The sequence below is a fragment of the Pandoraea pneumonica genome, assembly GCF_902459645.1.
Lineage (GTDB): Bacteria > Pseudomonadota > Gammaproteobacteria > Burkholderiales > Burkholderiaceae > Pandoraea > Pandoraea pneumonica.
On record NZ_CABPSK010000001.1, the window covers coordinates 951,924 to 972,501 of the forward strand.

At 59.6% G+C, this 20,578-nt stretch carries 16 protein-coding genes; 7 read left to right on the forward strand and 9 right to left on the reverse strand.

Annotation, left to right across the window (positions count from 1 at the left end; all coding sequences use genetic code 11):
- Nucleotides 1–100: 100 nt before the first annotated feature.
- The 7 genes from PPN31114_RS04230 to PPN31114_RS04260 all read right to left on the reverse strand — a co-directional run bounded on the left by PPN31114_RS04230 (nt 101) and on the right by PPN31114_RS04260 (nt 5,843).
- Entirely contained in the window at nt 101–436 is a 336-nt protein-coding gene (locus PPN31114_RS04230; protein ID WP_150678214.1) for a cupin domain-containing protein, read from the reverse strand.
- The gene (locus PPN31114_RS04235) at nt 433–1,410 is read right to left on the reverse strand and encodes a quinone oxidoreductase family protein (protein ID WP_150678215.1); all 978 of its coding nucleotides are present in this window, start codon (nt 1,408–1,410) and stop codon (nt 433–435) included. Before PPN31114_RS04235 ends, PPN31114_RS04230 begins: the two co-directional genes overlap by 4 nt.
- Nucleotides 1,411–1,421: 11 nt before the next feature.
- Entirely contained in the window at nt 1,422–1,967 is a 546-nt protein-coding gene (locus PPN31114_RS04240; protein ID WP_150678216.1) for a gamma carbonic anhydrase family protein, read from the reverse strand.
- The gene (locus tag PPN31114_RS04245; RefSeq protein WP_150678217.1) at nt 1,964–2,845 is read right to left on the reverse strand and encodes a beta-keto acid cleavage family enzyme; all 882 of its coding nucleotides are present in this window, start codon (nt 2,843–2,845) and stop codon (nt 1,964–1,966) included. Before PPN31114_RS04245 ends, PPN31114_RS04240 begins: the two co-directional genes overlap by 4 nt.
- 48 nt (nt 2,846–2,893) lie before the next feature.
- Nucleotides 2,894–3,643 (reverse strand): SDR family NAD(P)-dependent oxidoreductase, encoded by a 750-nt coding sequence (locus tag PPN31114_RS04250; protein WP_150678218.1) that lies wholly within the window; start codon nt 3,641–3,643, stop codon nt 2,894–2,896.
- 9 nt (nt 3,644–3,652) lie between these two features.
- On the reverse strand, nt 3,653–4,570 hold the full coding sequence (locus tag PPN31114_RS04255) for a dioxygenase family protein (RefSeq protein WP_246182391.1): 918 nt from the start codon (nt 4,568–4,570) through the stop codon (nt 3,653–3,655).
- Nucleotides 4,571–4,820: 250 nt separating this feature from the next.
- Nucleotides 4,821–5,843 carry a LacI family DNA-binding transcriptional regulator gene (locus PPN31114_RS04260; protein ID WP_150678220.1) on the reverse strand — a complete coding sequence of 341 codons (1,023 nt, stop codon included), beginning with the start codon at nt 5,841–5,843 and terminating at the stop codon, nt 4,821–4,823.
- A 271-nt stretch (nt 5,844–6,114) separates the two neighbouring features.
- Between PPN31114_RS04260 and PPN31114_RS04265 the strand changes: the two genes are divergently transcribed.
- Both PPN31114_RS04265 and PPN31114_RS04270 read left to right on the forward strand, forming a co-directional pair.
- Nucleotides 6,115–7,623, forward strand: a complete 1,509-nt coding sequence (locus PPN31114_RS04265; RefSeq protein WP_370865855.1) for a lyase family protein — start codon at nt 6,115–6,117, stop codon at nt 7,621–7,623.
- A 107-nt stretch (nt 7,624–7,730) separates the two neighbouring features.
- Nucleotides 7,731–8,117 (forward strand): TraR/DksA family transcriptional regulator, encoded by a 387-nt coding sequence (locus tag PPN31114_RS04270; protein ID WP_150678221.1) that lies wholly within the window; start codon nt 7,731–7,733, stop codon nt 8,115–8,117.
- Nucleotides 8,118–8,181: 64 nt separating this feature from the next.
- Here the strand turns inward: PPN31114_RS04270 and PPN31114_RS04275 are convergent, their stop codons facing one another.
- Together PPN31114_RS04275 and PPN31114_RS04280 are read right to left on the reverse strand one after the other, a co-directional pair.
- Nucleotides 8,182–8,883 carry a GntR family transcriptional regulator gene (locus PPN31114_RS04275; protein ID WP_150678222.1) on the reverse strand — a complete coding sequence of 234 codons (702 nt, stop codon included), beginning with the start codon at nt 8,881–8,883 and terminating at the stop codon, nt 8,182–8,184.
- Nucleotides 8,884–8,910: 27 nt separating this feature from the next.
- Nucleotides 8,911–9,921 (reverse strand): asparaginase, encoded by a 1,011-nt coding sequence (locus tag PPN31114_RS04280; RefSeq protein WP_150678223.1) that lies wholly within the window; start codon nt 9,919–9,921, stop codon nt 8,911–8,913.
- Nucleotides 9,922–10,051: 130 nt separating this feature from the next.
- Between PPN31114_RS04280 and PPN31114_RS04285 the strand changes: the two genes are divergently transcribed.
- The 5 genes from PPN31114_RS04285 to PPN31114_RS04305 all read left to right on the forward strand — a co-directional run bounded on the left by PPN31114_RS04285 (nt 10,052) and on the right by PPN31114_RS04305 (nt 20,312).
- The gene (locus tag PPN31114_RS04285; protein WP_150678224.1) at nt 10,052–11,407 is read left to right on the forward strand and encodes an MFS transporter; all 1,356 of its coding nucleotides are present in this window, start codon (nt 10,052–10,054) and stop codon (nt 11,405–11,407) included.
- A 193-nt stretch (nt 11,408–11,600) separates the two neighbouring features.
- Nucleotides 11,601–13,154: a hypothetical protein gene (locus tag PPN31114_RS04290; protein ID WP_150678225.1), complete on the forward strand. Its 1,554-nt coding sequence runs from the start codon at nt 11,601–11,603 to the stop codon at nt 13,152–13,154.
- A 113-nt stretch (nt 13,155–13,267) separates the two neighbouring features.
- Complete coding sequence (locus tag PPN31114_RS04295) at nt 13,268–17,320, forward strand: hypothetical protein (RefSeq protein WP_150678226.1); 4,053 nt, start codon at nt 13,268–13,270, stop codon at nt 17,318–17,320.
- A gap of 557 nt (nt 17,321–17,877) precedes the next feature.
- Entirely contained in the window at nt 17,878–18,453 is a 576-nt protein-coding gene (locus PPN31114_RS04300) for a hypothetical protein (protein ID WP_150678227.1), read from the forward strand.
- The gene (locus tag PPN31114_RS04305; RefSeq protein WP_150678228.1) at nt 18,453–20,312 is read left to right on the forward strand and encodes a MinD/ParA family ATP-binding protein; all 1,860 of its coding nucleotides are present in this window, start codon (nt 18,453–18,455) and stop codon (nt 20,310–20,312) included. The genes PPN31114_RS04300 and PPN31114_RS04305 overlap by 1 nt, the downstream gene beginning before the upstream one ends.
- Nucleotides 20,313–20,578: the final 266 nt, after the last annotated feature.

Sequence of the window (20,578 nt, forward strand, 5' to 3'; positions counted from 1 at the left end):
TACTGCGCGTATCACTTTATGGAGGCGTGATCTGTTGGGATATCAGAAAACGATCAAAATCACCGGACCCATTCCAGGGTCCGCACGACTTCACCAAGCCTCATGCCAACGGCATCGCCAACAACACGGCAACCGGACTCGCCGAGAGGTTCTTTAAAGCACGCGCCTCCCCAGGTGCCAGACGGCACGAATCGTTAGCCCGTAAGACTTCGCTGCCGGTCTCGGTCTCCACGGTCAACTCGCCCGATAGCACGACGTAATGCTTTTCAAGGGCAGACGCCGAGAGTGTCGTGTGCCCGCCTGGCTCGATCGTCGAGACGCCGAGCCAGAGCGACGTCGACTCCCCGGCTTCATGTCCCTGCAATCTCACGCAGCGCATGCCGAAGTGATTCTCCGGGAAGTATTCCGGCGCCGACTCGAATCGCGTGATGTTCATGGCTTGAGCAGAACCCGGTTGGTGCTGCCGCGCAACACCGCCTGATAAGCCGTCGCGGCATCGTCGATCGAGAAAATCGCTTCGCTCAGAATCGGGTACGGCTTGTAGGTGCCATCCACGAACAGCGGATACAGCTGATCGAGAATCTGCGCGCCATCGGTGCTGTCGAGTGCCAACGAATCGATGCCGAGATACGTGTGTTGGCCGCGGAAGAACGTGAAGATGTCGAACGGGACGGCGCGCTCGAACGTGGAGATAAAAATCTGCGTGCCGCGCTTCGCCATGGCGGCATTAGCCTGCTCGAAGTAGGGGCTGCCCACCGTGTTGTAGACGATGTCGGCGCCATGCCCGCCCGTCATCTCGCGCACCACGTCGGCGATACCTTGAGACGAGGCGTCGATCATGATCACTTCGCCGTTGGCATGCCCCAGATACCCTTGCGCGGTGCGCTCGACGCCGAACACCTTCGCACCGGCGTGCGTCGCCATCTGAACGACCGCCTGACCGACCTTACCGTTAGCGCCAAGGACCAGCACCACATCACTCGCCTTCACACCGCCCGCACGACGCAACCCCTCGAATGCGGTCACGAACGGTACACCAATCGCACCGGCTTCTTCCATCGTCAAATTGACCGGCTTTTTCCGCACGCCACCGACCGGCAGGCTCAGGAAATATCCGTGCGATCCGTTGCGTCGAATGCCCAGTTCGCCACCGCTTCCCCAAACTTCCTGACCGACCAGATCGGCCGGGCCATCGAGCACCACACCCGCAAAGTCGCGGCCAGGCGTGCGCGGCCATACGGCGTGGGGCATGGCACCAAGTACGGCCTTCACGTCGCTCGGATTGACGCCGGCGCTCAGCACCTGCACCAGACATTCCCCTTGGCCGACGGCCGGAACCGATTGGGCGGCGATGCTCAGGTCGAGGGCATCCAGACTGGCGCTCGGCGCCGTGACACGAACTGCTTTCATGCTTGTTGCTCCTAGAAAGGCAAAGTAACGAATTGGTTGCGCCGATAGCGCTCGATCAGTGCGACGTAACGCGCGCTAGCGACACCCAGCCCAGCGCGCTCGTCGTCGGTCAGCATCCGGAGCAGACGGGCCGGATTGCCAGCCCACAACTCGCCGGTGCCGACCACCTTGTGCGGCGTCAGCACCGCACCCGCCGCCAACATGCCTCCCGATTTGACGACGGCACCGTCGAGTACGCGGGCACCGAAACCGACGAACGCACCGTCTTCCAGCGTGCACGCGTGAAGAATCGCGCCGTGGCCGACGGTGACGTCATCACCGACGATCGTCGGCAGCCCATTGGTGGTGCCGTGAACGATGGTCCCGTCTTGCAGGTTGGAGCGCTCGCCAATCGCAATGGGCTGCACGTCGCCACGCAACACGCAGTTGAACCAGATCGACGACTGAGCACCAATCGCTACGGCGCCAATCAGTTGCGTGCCTTGGGCAACGAAAGCACTGGGGTCGACCCATGGCGCGAAAGGCGGGGAGGGCTGGGAGGCGTGGGGCTGGTTCACCGCGTCAGCCCCAGTTGTTCACGGGCTTCTTGCGCGCTCGCCAGCTCGCCGCCGAGCGACTCCACGATGTCGCGGGCCCGCTTTACCAGCGCCGCGTTGCTCTCGGCAAGTACGCCCTTAGAGATGTAGATGTTGTCTTCAAGCCCCACGCGCACGTGTCCACCGGCAAGCCACGCTTGCGCGACGATCGGGAACTCGAAGCGCCCGATGCCGAAAGCCGCCCATTGCGCACCGGCGGGTAACAGACTGCGGGCGTACAACAGCGTTTCCGGCGAGGCGGAGAAGCCGTACTTCACGCCCATCACGAAGGTCCACAGGCCCGGGCCGTCGAGAACGCCGGACTTGATCAGATCGAGCGCGAGGTGCATGTCGCCGGAATCGAAGATTTCCAGTTCGGGTTTGACACCGGCTTCACGAATGACTGCGGCCATACGCGTGACGTTCTTCGGCGTGTTGATGACGACGTCGCCACCCGAATTCATCGTGTTCAGATCGAGGCTGCAAATGTCCGGACGCAGCGCAAGAATGTGTTCCACACGATCTTCCGGGCGCATCAACGTCGTGCCCGGGGCTGCAACTTTGGGGTCATCTTCGCTAGGAATGAAGCGTCCGCCCGGGCCGGTCGTCAGATTAATGATGACGTCGGTGTTTTCTGCGCGAATGCGTTCGATGACGTCGCGATACAACCCAATATCCATCGACGGGCGGCCCGTCTTGGGGTCGCGCACGTGAATGTGGACGACGGCGGCACCGGCGCGGGCGGCATCGAGCGATGCCGTCGCGATTTGTTCCGGCGTGACCGGCAAGCCCGGATGCTGCTCGGGTTTGGTCAGATTGCCGGTCACCGCGCAGGTGAGGATGGTCTTGCGTGAATGCATGTGAGGCTCCGGAATGCGTTGGCGTTAGCGTTGACGATTGCGTTGGCGTTAGCCCAGACGACGGCCGCCATCGACGACCAGCGTCACGCCCGTCGTGAATGTCAGATGCGTGGCGCAGGCCTCGATGGCCGCAGCGATGTCGTCGGGCGTGCCGATCCGGCCGAGCGGCGTTGTTGCCGCTACCTTGTCGTTAAAGTCGGCACCGCGTCCCGGCACGAACGTCGTGTCGACGACGCCGGGCGACACATTGACGACGCGAATTTTCGGGGCCAACGCGCGGCCCAACGACGCGGCCATGATGTCGATGCCAGCCTTCACGGCGCAGTAGGCCACGTTGCTGCCGACTCCCGTTGTTGCCGAGATTGACGACACGTTGACGACGAGCCCATCGCCGGAGTCGGCGAGCAAGCCGCGAAACGCCCGGATCGCAGCGAACTGGCCGCGCCAGTTCACTTTGAACATGTCGTCGATCAGTTCGTCAGTCAGGGCGTCGAGATCGCTGTGTTTGATCGGCTTGGTGAAGCCCGCGGCGTTGACGAGAATGTCGGCGCGGCCGTAGCGTTCGCGCACGGCGACGGCGAGCGCGGTCAGGGTCGCGCTGTCGGTAATCGACGCCAGCAGTGCGCTATGCCCTGCGCCGGGAATTTGCTGAACGACCGCTTCGGCCTGGGCAATGTCGTCTTGGCCGACCACGACGACGCTCGCGCCAGCCTGCGCCAAGCGATTCGCCGTTGCTTTGCCTATGCCACCCGTCCCGCCGATCACGACGGCAACCTTTTGATCCAATGCGTTTGTCATACGAATCTCCTATTTGATGGGCGGTGTCGGGTGCGTGGGCACGCCTTCAGCGAGTACGAACCGGCAGTGCAGGGTGTAATACGGCACCGTTTGCTCGGCGCGCGGACCGGTGCCAGCCTCGTGGCGCTCGAACTTGCCCACCAGATCACGGGTCACGCCGAAGACGACGTCTGAGTCCAAATACTCGGCATCGTCCGCAAAAATCTGCGAGATAAGCGTCGTGCAGCCTTCGGCAATCACCACGAAGTGCAGATGAGCTGGGCGGTAAGGATGGCGATGCTGCGCGCGCAGCAGATCGCCAACTGGCCCGTGCGTCGGCACCGGATAACCGGCGGGGCGCACGCTGCGAAAACGGAATTCGCCACGCGCGTCGGTAAAGAAGTGGCCGCGCAGATTCATCTCCGGCTGGTCAGGGTCCTGATTCTCATAAAGCCCCACCGGGGACGCCTGCCAAACGTCGACTTTCGCGTTGGGAATCGGCTGCTGCCGAATGTCGAGCACTTGTCCGCTCACGAAGATCGGTGCGCCGGGCGCGTCGTCTTGCACGATGGACGCCCCCAAGGCGTAGTGCGGCGATCCGCCGCGAAAGAACGGGCCTAGCAGCGCACCGCCCGAGTGTTCGTCATTCATCGAGTTATTCAGCACCTTGACCAACGTCGACATGCCGAGCACATCGGCCAGCAGCACCACTTCGTTGTGGCTGTCGTTGCACGTGAGGCCAACCCGGCGCAGGAAATCCAAGCCTTGCTCGAACTCCTCATCGGTGAGCTTCACCTGCTTGAGGAAGGCATGGCCATGTACGACGAGCGCGCCCAATATCTCCTTGAGCCGCGGATCTTCGGTCTTGCTCATGGCAGCGAGCACGATGCCCGTTACCGACGCAACATCGCTGACGATGCTGCCGCTTTGTCCAGATTCCATTTTCATTCGCCCTTTCATGCAAACGTTTGCATAGTATTCTCTGATTTTTCGTTTGTCAAAGGCTGTTTATCCTCAGTAATGACTAAGGCTTCGGGGGCTATCGAGGGAATATTTCAGTTATTTGCCGCAAACGTTTGCATTTTCGTTGCGTAAAAAGCACGCTGCATCAGGCAACGAGGCACAGCAAAAAGGGGGAGATTGGAGCGCGGCGGAAGAGGCGGGGAGGGCGCGGCCGTGAGCCGCGCGAAGGGATGGACTATCGCGCGATCGTCGATTCGCGCACGACCAGTTCGGGACGCATCACCACGTTGATTTGCGTCTTCGTGCTGGCGTCGAGGCTTTCGAGCATCAACGATGCCGCCCGAACCCCCATTTCGTAGAGGGGAATGTGCACCGTCGTCATCGGGGGCCAGACAGAGTCCATGAGCGGCATATCGTTGTGCCCGACGACGGAAATGTCGTCCGGGCACTTCAGGCCGCGCGCACGAATCGCGTCATAGCAGCCGAGGGCTAGCAAGTCGTTCGCGGCGACGATGGCCGTCGTGCCGGGATGGCGGTCTAGCACGGTATCGCACGCTATGCGCCCCTCGGCACGTCCGAATGCGGTGGATTCGACCACAGGGCAGTGCGTCTTTTTGAGGCCTTGCGCTTTGAGGGCGTCGAGAAAACCGACCTTGCGCTCGTACCCCGTCGATAAGTCGGTCGGGCCTGCCACGTGCGCGATGGCCGAATGACCGAGCGCCACGAGATGCTTGACCGCCAGCAGCATCGCCAACTGGTTATCGCTCACCACGCACGACGCACGGCCACTGTCTTCGCTGCGATTGACCACCACCACCGGAATGCCCTCTTCGAGGCAATGTTCGAGGATAGGGTCCTTCCGGCCGGACGTGGCGAGAATCAGGCCGTCGACTTGTCGGCCCGCCATTTGATCGATCACGAACCGCTGCCGCTCTTTTCCACCTTCCGCATTGGCAATCAACGGAATAAAGCCCTTCTTGGCGAGCTCGTCTTCAATGCCGCGCAAAATCGGCGGAAACACCGGATTCCCGATGTCCGGCAGCACAACACCAATGATGCGAGAGCGCTTGGTGCGAAGTGCGGACGCTACCCGGTTAGGCGAGAAATTGAGTTGACGCGCGGCCTTGAGCACTTGTTCGACGACGTCGTCGCTGATCAGATGCCGGGTCTCGGGGTTCATCACCCGCGAGATCGTGGACGAGTGAACGCCAATCGATTCGGCCAGCGCTTTCAAAGTCGTCCGTTTCTTTTGCGTCATATTTTTGGATGTGGCGGCATTGCGCACCGCACGCTAACAGGGCAGATGCGTATTTTACTCATGAGGCAAGCGGTATCGACGATTCTCCCCGAGCGTTGCGAGCCTCTCATCGATCCGTAGACACCCGAATGTAGCGCACAAACGGCGACCGGAGTAACGTATCCGCCTGCACAATAACGCCGGCGCCGATCCCCCTTCGGACGCCTCCACGATCAGGAGACATGTGGTGCACAAGAAAAGAATTGCTGGGTTCGGGCTGTGCCTGATGACGATGGTTTCCGTGCCCGCCTTGGCGCAGAGCGCGCCCAATAGCACCGCATCCGCCGCGACCGCCTCTATGGCTGCGACGCCCCAGCGCGATGCGTTCTTCTGGTTGGGTGAAATTAACAAGGCGTCGTTGGTCATCAATACCCGCCAGGGATTGCTGGATAAAACGCTCGCACCGCGCATCGCGACGGGACTGGACACGGTACTGCGCGCAGGCGACCAGCCCGGCGGTGCACGCCCGGACTTGGTCATCACCTTCGAGCCCTTGCTGATCAAGGCGGCGGGCGTCGAGGCGACGCTGCTGCATGCCGGGCGCTCCAGTCAGGACATGTTGGCGACGGTGCGCGCCGCGATGTACCGCGACCGGCTGCTCGTTCTCGCTGCGCAGTTGCGCACCACGACGGCAACGCTTCGTCGGCTGGCGCAGCAGTATGAAGCGACCATCGTGCCGAACTACACCAATGGCGTGGCGGCGCAACCCAACAGCTACGGCCATTACTTGCTGGGTTACGTGGCAGGACTCCAGCGCGATTCGCAACGTTTGCATGAGTTGTATGCACGCGTCGATCTGTCGCCGATGGGCACAACGGTGCTCAACGGCACCAGTTGGCCGCTCGATCGCGACAAGATGGCGCATGCGCTCGGCTTTGCCGATAAGGTGGACAACGCCTACGATGCGTCGCAGATCGCGGCAACCGACTTGCCGGTGGAGATCGGTGCGCTGGCGACGAGCATCGCGCTGCATACATCGGCTTTCGTGCAGGACGTGATGGTGCAGTATGCGCAGCCGCGGCCGTGGATTTTGCTGCGCGAAGGGGGCGGCAACACGTATGTCTCGAGCGCCATGCCGCAAAAGCGCAACCCCGGCTTGCTCAACGACACGCGCACCGCCGCCTCGATGGTCGTGACGCTCGGCGTGGGCCGTGTGATCACCGCGCATAACATTCCCCCGGGCATGAGCGACGCGAAGCATATCGATGAAAACATGGCGGTCCTCGACCGGACCACGGCGTTGCTCAAGCGTTGGGATCGTGTGTTGAATGCGCTGGTCATCGACCCGCAGCGCGCGCTCGAAGAACTCGACAGCGACTGGACGGCATCGCAAGAGGTTGCCGACGTGCTGATGCGCGAGCATGGCTTGCCGTTCCGCGTGGGACATCATTTTGCGTCGGAGATCGTCGACTATGCGAAAGCCCACGATCTTCGCCCCAGCAACTTCCCCTACACGGAAGCGCAGCGCATCTACAAGCAGACGCTCACGGAGATGCAGGTTAGCGGGGGCGAGTTGCCGATGACCGAAGCGCAGTTCCGCGCGACGCTCGATCCGACGGCGATCGTGATGCATCGTGCGACGTCGGGCGGCCCGCAACCGGCGGAAATGAAACGCATGCTGGCGCGCACCGATGGTGAGCTCGACGCCGACGGCAAGTGGATCGACACGCACCGCCAGACCATCGACCGGTCGCTGGCGTCGCTCGATAGCGATTTCCGTCGATATTTGTCGGCGAACTAGGGCAGGGTGGGGCTGGGCTGCATGGCTCGGCCCGCCTTGACCGGGTCGATATCCCAGGCATAAGGTGGTGGCCATGCGCCGCCCAATTCAGACGATAGGAGAGCCTCATGCCGCAGCCGCCATCGACACTCAGCCCCGACTTCATTGAGCAGCAGCGCAAGCGCTTGGAAGCCATGCGCCGACAATTGCTTGGCGGCGAAGAAAATACGATCGCCGACGAGGCGTCGCTGCAATCCGAGCACGGCGACGAAGCCCACGAATTCGAAGACGATGCGCAGGATCTGGCACAAGACGAGGTCAACCAGAACCTGCGCAACGTCAACGACAACCGTATCGCGGATATCGAGCGGGCGTTAGAGAAGATTGCGGAGGGCACCTATGGACTCTCCGATGAGAGCGGCGACCCGATTCCGAAGGCACGACTTGAAGTCGCGCCGGAGGCCGTCCTGACAGTGGAAGAGCAAAGCCGCCGCGATGCCCAGTCGGCGCGATAGGTTGAGAATCCGTCAGGGCTAATGGGCAGCGCCTAATCGGATATCGGATATCGGATAGCCGACGTTAGCTCTGAGCAGCGGCTTCGGCCTCGGTCTGCTCGATGGCTTTGATGATGATGTGCAGCGTGGCGTCGAGGTGATCTACCGTGTGACGCCGGGTCGCTGCGATATCGCGGGCACGGTACTCGTCGAGCATCTTCTGATGTTCTTTGTTGCTCACGTCGACGTGCACAGGACGCATGTACAACGACAAGGCAATGTACGGCCCCGAGGCGTCGCGCAAGGTCTTGATGAGGTGCGCCAGACGCGAATTGTCTTGCGACGCCCAGAGCGCCGCGTGAAACGCCTGATTCAACTCAGTCCATTTGACGACGTCCGTCGTCGCAACCATTTCGAGGTGCAACGCCTCGGCATGCGCAATATCCTCTTCGCGAAGCGTAGCCATCGCTTGCTCGGCCATCATCGGTTCGAGTGTCTTGCGCAGGTGGTAAAGCTCGTTGACGTCGTCGATCGTGAGACCGCGCACCACGGCACCGCGGTGAACGTCGAAAAACACCAATCCCTCGGAAACCAGCGTGCGCAACGCTTCACGCACGGGCGTCGTCGACATATCGAGACGGCGCGCGAGATCGTCTTGCCGAAGGCGGTCGCCCGCCTTCAACTTGCCTTGCAGAATCTCGGTGCGGAGTGTCTCGATGGCATATTGATATGCCGTGAGTCGACGACGGCCAGACGAGCCGGACGCGCTGGCAGATGCAGAGGACATGCTTTTCAATGGGGTGCCATGTGAAGATTATTGACGCGTGAGTTTACTCCAATTTGCCAGCGCTTCTCCTACCGCTGCGGGCGCAACACCCGAGGCAAGCAACGCCACAACGAGCAATCGTGACTTGAGCGCAGACAGCCAACCGGACAGATGTGCGCCACGCCGTGCGAGATCGATTTCGGCACCGACATAACCGTAAGTCTGCGATGCCGTCGACCCACTCGCCGCACGGCTGGCGATCACCACCGGCACTTGCGTCGTAAGTCGGCTAATGCGCTCGGCGAATCCGAACGAGACGTGGCCCGCACCTTGCGCGGCAATCACAACCGCTTCATAGCCACCGTTGACCGCCATTTCCGCCAGCTCACCGTCGTCGCCCAGCACTGCCGTCACGAGCGCAACTTTGGGCCAATCACGCACTGGGCGCGCCAACGGTTGCGGGCGAGCAGGCTTGGCGTGGAAAAACGTCGGGCGTCCCTCGACGATGCGCGCTGCGACACCGCCGTCGTGCGACACGAATGCCTGCACGGCCAGCGCGTCGCCCTTGCTGACCCAACGCGCGTAGTGAGCGGTGTCGTTCATCAGCACGAGTACGCCGCGTCCCACGCTGTCGGGATGCGCCGCCGTGCGCACCGCCGCCAAAAGATTCGCGGGACCGTCGGCGCCAGCGGCTTGGGGCGCGCGCATCGCGCCCGTCACGATCAGCGGTTGCGGCAGCTTCCAGAACAGATCCAGCAGGAAAGCGGTTTCTTCAAGCGAATCGGTGCCTTGCGTGAGCACGACGCCGCAGGCGCCATCGGCAATTTGCTGCTCGGCCCAGGTGAGGGCGGCCATCAGATCGCCGTAACCCAGCGACGCGCTCGGCAATTGGCGCAACGCTGTCGCCTTGATGTTTGCCACGGAGGACAGGCCGGGGACCGATTGCGCCAACTGCGTGGCGTCGAGCGTAGGAACGACGCCGCCGGCAGCGTCTGACGGCGTCATGCTGATCGTTCCGCCAAGGGAGGCGACGGCGACTACGGGAAGCGAGTTGGGCATGGTGGATAAGGTGGGCAAGGTGGAGAGGTTTTTGATTTCAGTTGATATGCATTGTGCATTATATATAATCGACAATCGTTTGCGAAGGGCATCGGGCGCTTTGCAGAGAAATCAACACCTAGGAGACGTCATGGAACCAACAACAGCAGGCCACCCGGCTGCCCCGGCGACGCGATATCGATTCGCGATATTCGCGCTGATCGTGGTGATCGCCCTCGTGAACTACATCGACCGCGGCGCTATTTCATACTCGGCGGCGCAGATCACGTCGGAATACGGATTCGACCGGGCAGGGTGGGGCGCAGTCCTTGGTTATTTTGGCTATGGCTATATGTTCGGCGCGCTGTTCGGCGGGGCACTGGCAGACCGCGTGGGCGCGAAGACGGTGTGGGTGATCGCGGGTATTGCGTGGTCGGTGTTTGCCATTGCGATGATTTGGGCGGGCGACCTGGGTATCGCGGTCTTCGGTGGCTCGGCATTGACTGGCTTCGCCACGATTCGCGTGCTGTTTGGTTTTGCGGAAGGCCCGGCGTACTCGATCATCAATAAGACGATGGCAGCGTGGGCTTCGCCGTCGGAGCGTGGTTTTGCGGTGTCCATCGGGTTGTTGAGCACGCCGCTCGGCGCGCTGCTCACGGCACCGGTCGCGGTCGGTTTGCTGCTGCTCACCGATAGCTGGCGAACGATGTACGTCGTGCTCGGCTTGGCGGGTTTCGTGCTGATTGCCTTGTTCGCACGCGTCTATACGAACCGCCCGGAGGACAACCCGCGCGTGAACGCAGCCGAAGCGGCGCTGATTCGCGCTGGCCGTCCGGCGCAGATTCCGTCGGCTGCCTCAGCCGCTGGCGACATGCCGTGGTGGAGCTTCTTTAAGAGCAAGACGCTGGTGTTCAACTCGATCGGCTATTTCGCGTTCGTCTACGTGAACTTCATGCTGCTCACGTGGACGCCGAAATACCTCGCCGACGAGTTTCATTTCACCCTGTCGTCGCTTTGGTACATCGGCATGATCCCGTGGACCGGCGCATGCGTGACGGTGCTGCTCGGCGGACGCATTTCCGATTGGCTGTATCGCAAGACGGGCAAGCTGGTCATCGCACGCAGTTGGTTCGCCGCAGGCTCGCTGCTGTGCACGACGGCGTGTTTCCTGATGGTGTCGCAGGCAACGAGCGTGTGGGCCGTGATTGCGCTCATGACGCTGGGCAATGCGCTCAACGCGCTGCCGAACTCCGTGTACTGGGCAGTGGTGATCGACACGGCACCGACGCGCGTGGGGACGTTCAGCGGGTTGATGCACTTCATCGCGAACATCGCCGCAGTGCTGGCCCCGACGCTGGCCGGTATTTTGTCGGCGAAATACGGATATTCGTCGATGTTTGTCGCCACGGCGGTGGCAACGGCGGTGGGTGTGTTTGCCATGCTGCAAGTGCGTCCGGGTGTGGGGCCGAACACTGGTGGGCGTGACGCGAAGACCGTATCGGTTTGAGCGCGAGGGCACATCACGCGTAAGTTTCGATGGATTGTGGTGGGTGCTTGCCACGTCCATCGAGAACCTAGCGTGGCGGGTACCAGCCAATAGACTGTTGTGTCCGTGTGACAGGGCTCATGCATGCCATGACAAATGGCAGCCAGTGGGTGCGAAGGCGATTTATGATCCAGAAAATTGCCCGGGAAACGACATGAGCACGCGTTCAAGAGCTGAGCCCGTTCAACAATCCGAGCCTCATCCCGCCGAGAAGGGAATGGTTAGCAAAGCGCCGTCGGACCGGGGTTGGGTCGACGGCCGGGCGGTGGCCGCGACGCAACGCAAACTCGCCGGGACGATCAATGAAAGTCCGCGTGTCGTGCAGCAGCAAGCACTGCGCGATGCCATCCGCAATAGCCCGCAGGCGAACAGAACCGGCGTGCTCAAAGGGAATGCGTCTCACGCCCCCGTGCAGCGTGTGCGTTTTGCCAATACCAACAGCTTCTATGGCCCGCAGCATCCTGTACTGCCGTTACCCTATGAGTTGCGCGATGCGCTCGCTGATACCTACACGGGCCGTGACGAACGCAAAGAAGTGATGATCGCCCTGACTCATGCGGGGCAGCAGTGGCTGGGCACGCATGCGCCCATCCCCGGAGGAATTGGGGCACTTTGCTGGGCAGAGATTCTCGACACGGACTGGCGGCAGTTGGGCAAGGGCATGCCGGCGATCGAGGTGGCCGATACCAGCCAGGAGTTCTTCGATCATCAAGTCGATCTGATGAACGACCTCGGCATTAAGTACCAGCAGGATCTGACCAACCATCCGGGCCGACCGCTGCGCGTGGCGAGCTTTGTGATGCAAACGGACGACAACAGCATCCTCGAAACCGCTCACACGGACAAACCGATCGAACCACTCGTCGCGCCGTCCATCGAGGCGCGGTTCGTGGCGGGGGATGACCCGTTACGCGATCGAATTAAGTACAACGTCGATTCCACGCTACACAGCGCGGGCCAGTATCAATGGATATTGGCCAACTGGGCCAATATCAGCCAGACCCACGACGTCTACATCGATGTCGATTTCTATCCCAACCGATTGCCTGACAGTGGCGGAGCGCTCCACAAAGACTCGGTCGGTGAGACGCTTTTCGTCAATCTGACCTACAACAACACACAAGCGGGCGCGTCTCCCGAATACGTGTACGACCATCAGGGCATTCAGCCGTACGAGCAAGACTTCCCGCAGAGCGCTCACGCGTTGCTAAAGGATGCGCGTCGGGCCAATCAGGGGCAGCCGAATAAGATCGAGGGTGTGGATCTGCCGCCGCGCGGGCGTGTCAGTTTCATGGACCCGGCGATCTGGCATGCCACGCCGCTCTATGGACACAGACTCGAGTTGCCGTCCTACGATTACAACGAAACCGTGACCTTCGATAAGGTGCGAGCCGATATCAACAGCAACGTTCCAGAGACGCATCGCGCCGAAGCATTGGCCGTGATTGAAGGCAAGACCGGAAGCGTCACGGGCGCCGAGCTCAAGTTGATGTACCGGAAGAAAGAATCCCTGCGCATAGGGACGACCGCGCATGGGGATTCACGAGATACCGCGCTGTTCGCACGACGACCGCGCGCGCGCAGCGTGGATCTGACGGACCACCCGGAGCACCTTCAAGCGTTGCAAGCGCAGAAAACCCAACCACGCTCGTTTATCCGTACCTGGATCATCTTGCGCCGTAAGCCGCAGCAGCCCACGAATCAGTGATGAAATTGCCCGGTTGCCGACTGGCGCAGTGGCGTTTCGGCCTCCCGCGACGTTCAATTCCCACGTGATAAGATTCGCCGTCACTTGCCTAGCGGCGACGCCGCCCTGACGACATGCAGGAGTTCGCCCAGCAGGTTCCAGAGCAAAAGGCCGAGACCCACGTCTCGACAGACGCACGGGGCAGCGCCCCCACGAGTGCGCTGGCCGACCAACGTCCGGCTGCGCTGGTGCAACGGCAAATCGGCGCGTTGTCGGGCGACAGTCCGCGCGGCCAGCAGCAAAGCGCACTCACTCGCCTCATCGACGGCAGCCCCAGAACCCAGCAGCATAAAGACATGGCGGCCGTCATCGATCGCGGGTCGGCATCGCCAGCCCCCGTCCGCTCGGCCATCGTCCAGCGCCAAGCCCAGCAAGGCGTTATCCAACGCGCAGAACCGGCAGGCATCGAGAACCGGGCAAACGACTGCTTCCTCAACGCGTTAATCCATTTGATCGGCGCTGGCTATCGAGATCGATTCGACCCGGCGGTACGACGCTGGGCGGATCACCACGACGTTCAGGACGAACTGTGGCGCGTCATCCAACAGGTCAATGCTGGTGGTGACGACGTGCCGAGCGAGACGATCGCAGCACTGCGCGATCACTTGTACGAGATTCCGGTCGGAAGGCGCGGGCGCGTCGTCCCGAGCAAGGGGGGACAGGAAGACGCCTCCGAAGTGCTCCAGCACCTGCTGGAGTTGACGTTAGGCGCGCAAGATCAGGTGGTCGTCGAAGAACAGCGGGAATACGCCAAGTCCGAACGCGACGCGGCTTATACCGGCAACGTTGAACAACTGCAAACGTATACCGACAAGAAGGCCCAACAAACGACGCGGACGTCGATGATCGGTGTCGATCTCGACCAGTACGTGAGCTTCCACGACTTCCTGTATCACGAGTTCGGTGCGGGCAGCGTGGCCACTGAGTTCGACGCTAAGAATCGCTATGCCATCCGGGTCAGCGGCGAAGTTCACCGCGTTGGCGCGGTATCCGTGCGGCGTAGATTCGTCACGCTGCCACCGGTGCTGACCTTCCATCTGCATCGTTTTCGCATCGGGGCCGATGGCGGCCAACAACGTATCAACCGACGCTTCGACATGCCTCAGGAACTGGTGCTGCGAAGCGGAACACCGGACGCCCCTCGCTGGGAACGATTCGAGCTTCATGCCTATGTCGTACAGCACGGCAGCCTATCCGGCGGACACTATACGGCTGAGCGCCTGACGGACAAAGGTTGGTTGACACGTGACGACGCCAGGGCGTCCAAAGCACGCAAAGTGCCGGAGAACATCGACACCGGTTATCTCTACACCTACCGCAGCGCCGGTCTCTTACCGCTCGCGCCCGACACCTCGCTGCAAGACAAAAAGCCCGAAATCGTGCGGCGCGACCTCGGCGATGGGCTCGAGAGCGCGGAAGTGTCGGGCCGTGCGACGCGCAGCGATGTGCCCGAGGGCAAGCCGAGCAAGGCACGTCTCGGCCTGCCCAACGTAAGCGGGCACGATTGCTTCATGAACGTGGCGCTGCAAATGATCAGCGGACCACTGCAAAGCGTGTTTGCCAGCCGGCGCAAACACGCCGTTCTGGGGCCGATTCTGACGTTGGCCGACGATATCGCGAAGGGGGGTGACGACGCTATTGAAACGGCACGCATCACACAAATGCGTGCACTGCTGCTCAAACACAAGCTCGTGGAAAGCGATACGGCGCAGGAGGATGCGTCTGAACTGCTTTTACGCCTGCTCAACCTCGCGGTTCGTGGAAAAGACCAGATCCACGCCCAACGCGAGCGTAGCTTCGAAGCGAGCGACCGTCACGACTGGACCGGCGAGCGGCCTAAAGGGCCCGCCGAGTACACCAATCGCAAGAGTACGGAAAAGACGGCGCCCGCCAACTCGATTCCAATCGACATCATTCATTTCGACACACTTGAGCAGTTTCTGGCCAAGCGCTTCTACGAAGGCCTCACAACGTCTTACGACGAATCCAACCGCCCAAAGGTGAAGCAGAACGGTGCATACCATGCACTCTCCGCGGTGAAGGAAAAACATACGTTGCTGCGCTTGCCCGATGTACTGGTCTTCGTGCTGAACCGCAGTATTCAGGACAGTCGCGGCTTGCGTCGTCTCGACAAGGCCTTCTTCATGCCGCCGACCTTTACGATTGCCCAGCCGGGCAAGGACGAGGGCCATTTCCGATATCGACTGACGGGCGTGGTTATGCACACGGGCTCGCGCGACGAAGGACATTACCGGGCGTGGATGCAGCAAACCGCGGGCGGTGAATGGCTACAGGCAAACGACAGCACGGTGACTTCGCATGAGGACCCGGGCGCGGAGCAGCACCAGGGTTATCTATATACCTACGCCAAGATCGACAAGCCGACCGGCCCGCTCGACACGCCAGTTGAAGAGCTCGGTGAGCTGACGGCCAGCGCGCTGCTGATCAAGCAGGTAAGGGCGGGCAATCGCCGCGCCGTTCAGCAGATGCTCGACTCAGGCGGTGTCCGTGTCCAGACGATCGACGCCGCCAGCGGCAAAACGGCCCTTCATGCGGCCGTGGAGGCCGACACGGCCGACGAAGAAATGGTTCGAATTCTGTTGCGGCGCGGTGCCGACCCGGGCGCACACGACGCCCAAAACTACAGCGCGATCGAACGCGCGGATGAGCTAGAACGCGAAGGTATCGCCAAGCTGATGCGCCAGCCAGGCATCCACGACGTCGGCTCGCTGGCCAAAGCCGTGAAGGGATTCACAGGCACCAACCGTAGCGAGCTGCAACATTTGTACAGCCGATTGGGCGACCTGAGCCTGACGATCAAGGGCTATTACGACAACTTGCTCGGCAAAGACAATGATGGCGCGGCGCTGATGGCCAATCTTGAGCACCAGCTTCATCAAATTCGCCACGATCTGAATCGACGCGCAGGCGCGATTCACGGCGTGCATCTGGGCGGTGCCGGAGGGCGTCCGGACACGCACAAAGTCTTTACGGATCCGGACGATGCGGATCTAGGCACCTATCTCAACCAACTGGACAAGCTGAATAGGGGGGCAAAAAGCGCCTATCAGCGTTGCCAAGAGAAAGCCTCGAAGAAAAAGACGGCCGATGCCAGCAAGCCAATTTCGGAGAGTCTAACGGCCGCTTACGCTCAGTCGACGCCTGGGTTCCGTAACATCGGACCGTGGACGGGAGGAGGGGACCTTGAGTACAACGTTGACGGCGTCGGCTGGGATCAGAAGGCCCTGTACGTAGGCAAAGACGAGGGATTCCAGGGCCGATTGCATCATACCCAGACCAAGAGCAGCGGTTCGACGGCTAGTGAGGAGGGCGGTGCCCGCAACGGATTGTTGCTGGATGCCACGGTGAGCGACCCACGCAATTACGAGTTGATTTGGGAGAAGCTTTTCACATCCATCAATCTCGAGGAACTGAACCCGAAAATGATCCGTGAGGTTCAGTCGCCGCTCAAGTCGGCGCTGAAGTCAGCGCTCGTCTTCGATATGAGAGCCGAGGACACCGTCTGCAATGATCTAGATTTCAATCCCAAGGCTGTCACCGCCGTGACCGAACTCGATCGGCTCGGCGGCAAACCAAGCGACGGCATTCGCAGAATCGTGCCGCCTGGGTGGCTCGCCGCTGTGGTCCGGCAGATTGATGCGGGGTCCAGAGAAGCGTTCAGCTTCCATAAGAACGACCGGTATTGGTTACCGGGTGGTCATCTGTATTACGAAGCGTCGGCCAGTCGCAGCAGCAAGGTCAAGGTCGTGTTCAATCACGAAAAGTCGCATTTCTACGTCACCCCCACACACTACGCGGGATATTCGATTCGCGAGGTCGCCGGCCTGCGCTTTTGCCATCCGTTCTACGAAATCGACACGACAGGTCTTCTCGGCGTCGGCGCTGCGGCGACGGAGACCGCAAGCGACACGTCCGAAACGGAGACGCCTACGCGCGACAAGTCGCCGCCGGCCAAGGGCGGCAGCGGTGCGAAGAAAGGCACCGCTGAACCGGCTAAATCCGTCAAATCCGGAAAAACCGGCAAGCAAGACGATGCAAGAAAAAGCCAGCCAACGGGTAAGCAAAAGCAGCAACAGACGACACCGGGGAAGGGGAGGAAGAAATAACGGGGTCCGTTGAGCGAAGGGCTGGACGGTTGTACTGACGATTATCGATCGAACGTCGCTTTTCGATGCACCAGAACAAGGAATTGGCTGAAAATGGCTGTTCATGGCACCATATAACGCTTCATAGGCATCTACAATCATATCAAATGATCGACACCACGCTATTGGGTGTTGATTTTTCGAGATCCATCGCTATCATATGAGTGCAGGCGAGTGCGAGCAGCACATACGCAAGGAGTTGAGTCGATGTTGTCGCAAACCGCGTGGCCGAAGCGCCAGTTTTTCTCCGGCGGCACCAACCGACTGGAACCCGTCCCGGGTTGCTGATCCAAGAGATGAGGAGGGGCGAGCATTTTCCGACCTGACTGTTTGGGATTATGTGGCAGACCTTTTAGACCAAGGCACTCCTGTTGAAGTCATCACGCTAGACAAACCTCGCGGCAAAACGGGGTACGTCATGAAAGTCCCTAGTCCTGGCGGGGTAATTTATATCAAGCTTCAGCTGAGCCCCCCCGGCGTTCTCGGACGTAGCTTTCATTACAGTACGAACACATTCCATGCCAAATGAAATCAAGGGTACGGACGTTCCGCGTCAAGCTGATGTGGGCCATGTATGCCCCAGTTGTGAGTTAGCATCCGTGGAAACCCGATACGAGTCGCACGCGTTCGAGTATTTACACAATGGCGCGACCGTCACGCTCACCGCGACGATTCCGGTGCACTACTGCCAAACTGCAGAGTGTGAAGAGGTGTTCTTAGGCGAACGTGCGATGGAGATTCGCCATGAGGAAATTTGTCGCTATCTGGGGCTCTTTTCCCCAGCGGAAATCAAAGCGATGCGTACGCGATTGGGCGCGTCGGTTGATTCATTCGCCGAGGTGACGGGGATTGGCGTTGCTACGATTCGTAGATGGGAAGCGGGGCAAATAGTCCAAAGCAAGAGCCAAAATAATTATTTGAAGTTGCTTGGCCTAAGTGGGAATTTTGAATTCCTGAAGGACGAGAAAATTCAGAAACAAGCGACAACACGCAATGTCGCCAAATTTTCATCAATTTCTGCGCGAAAGCTCCCAGATTTGCGCGAAGCGCAAAGTGCATTTCAGCTACATCAACTCGAACAGCGCGTCGCATAATGCACGTCGTCACTTTTTACTCATTCAAAGGCGGTGTAGGCCGATCAATGGCCTTGGTCAATGTGGCAGCTCACATTGCCAGCAAGGGAAAGCGCGTGTTGCTGGTCGACATGGACCTGGAAGCACCTGGTCTTCGCTCGTTTGCTTTCGAAATAACTCGACCGGACACGCCTGGAGTTGTTGAGTACATCTCAGATTACCTTCGCACTGATGAAGTGCCTGATTGTCGCGACCACCTTTATCAAGCACATTCGTTTCCCGAAACCGATGGATCACTGTGGATCATGCCTGCAGGTGTGCAAGACGCAAGCTATGAGCAGCGATTTTCTGCGATCAATTGGCAGGAGCTCTACGCCAAACGTGATGGCTACCTGCTTCTTGAAAATTTGCGGGAGCAGTGGGACGAAGCATTGAGTCCTGATTACGTCTTCATTGACTCGAGAACTGGTTTCACTGACGTCGCGGGAATTTGTACTCGCCAATTGCCAGATGCAGTCTGCTTGGTGTTTACTCCAAATCCACAGAATTTGTTCGGACTGACCCAGGTCTGCAACGCAATCAACGTTCAGAAGACATTCCCGACGTTGCGACAGCCACATGTGCACTTCGTTGCATCAAACGTCCCCAATCTTGATGACGAAAACGAAGTGCTTTCGAAAACGCTTGATCAATTCAGTCAAGAGCTGGGCTATCAGCGCCTGACCGCCACGATCCACTACTACAACTCGCTCGCGATTATCGAGCAATCACCCTTTATCCTCGGGCACCCCAAAAGCCGCCTATCTCGGCAATATATGTATTTGGCTGATCAGATCGCCAAGCACAACCCCGAAGACAAAGAATCGTCAATTCGATTTTTGCAAGCAGTTGCACGTGATTACCCAGATGGCGGAGAAAATTACACTCCCAAAGATGTTCAGCTAAAAATCGACCAAATTCTTTCGTCCATTGAGCAAGATAACGACATTCTTTTTTGGGTTTCGCGTGTTTATCGCGCATCTGGCAAATGGGACGAGTGCAGAGTCTTGCTGCAGCAAGTTATTTCATCTGGATACAAGGAATACCGGGCAAAACTTGATCTTGCTGCCATTAAAATTCAAGGCACTCCAGAGGATCAATTGTCAGCCGTTCAAGATCTCCTGGAGTTCTTGAATTTGGACGTTTCTATCGTAACGTCCGATATCATATTTGCCATACAGGTTCTGATTGAGCAGAGGAACATCGATCTCAGCGCCATCGCCGACTCCAAGGCCATAAAATCCCTTTCCATCGAGGATATTGTGTTTTTGGCCAGCGAATTGATGAGATCGAGCGCCAGCGTTCAGCTTCGGCATGAAATCCTTAAAAAAGCCTTGTCGCGCGATGAGGTTTCAAACAGCGAAAGAAGAGATTTAATAGGCGCCCTCGGCATCACACTAATATCCCTCGGACGGCTCGAGGATGCATCTGATGTACTTCATCAAGTCGCTGGCGACCCAAACCATGCAGACATCGCGGATGCCTTCAACTACGGCTTCTCCCTGTATTGGACGCATAGCTCACTTTCCGAGGTTTACTTTAAGCGCTTCATCTCATGCTCGACCAGTGACTACGAAAGCATACCGTCACTCAATCACCTGCAATGCCTATCATTTGCCCACTGGGCTCTCGGTAATAGCGAGTTGGCCAAACGGGTGCTGAGTCGCACAAAACAACTTGCCATATCGCAATTTCACGCATTTACGTTCAGTTGCTGGCGCTATGCGGAGGTCGTCTTGCCGCAATTCCTTAATGATCTTGAAGATCTGAACGAGTTGTACTCGGGGGAGGCTCTGACGCCGGCTCTAATGCGACAGAAACTCGACGGCCCGGCCCCCTAAACGGCGGACGGTGTCAATTGTGGGACGGTTGCGCTCACCGAAGCTAGGAGTGCGTCCGTCTTCGCTGCCGGGCGTCAAACTCATTGAAATGTGCCGCCCCGTGAGCTCTGCATCGAAGCGGCCGGCCGCACAGCACGAGGCCGAAAAGTAGTCAATGGCTGTTGTCTGCGTTCCGTGCTGCGCGGCCTAGTGTGCCGAGGAGCAAACTTTCACGCGAAGGTCTACTCGACGACCTAATTTATATCTCACACTATGGGTTCAATTCT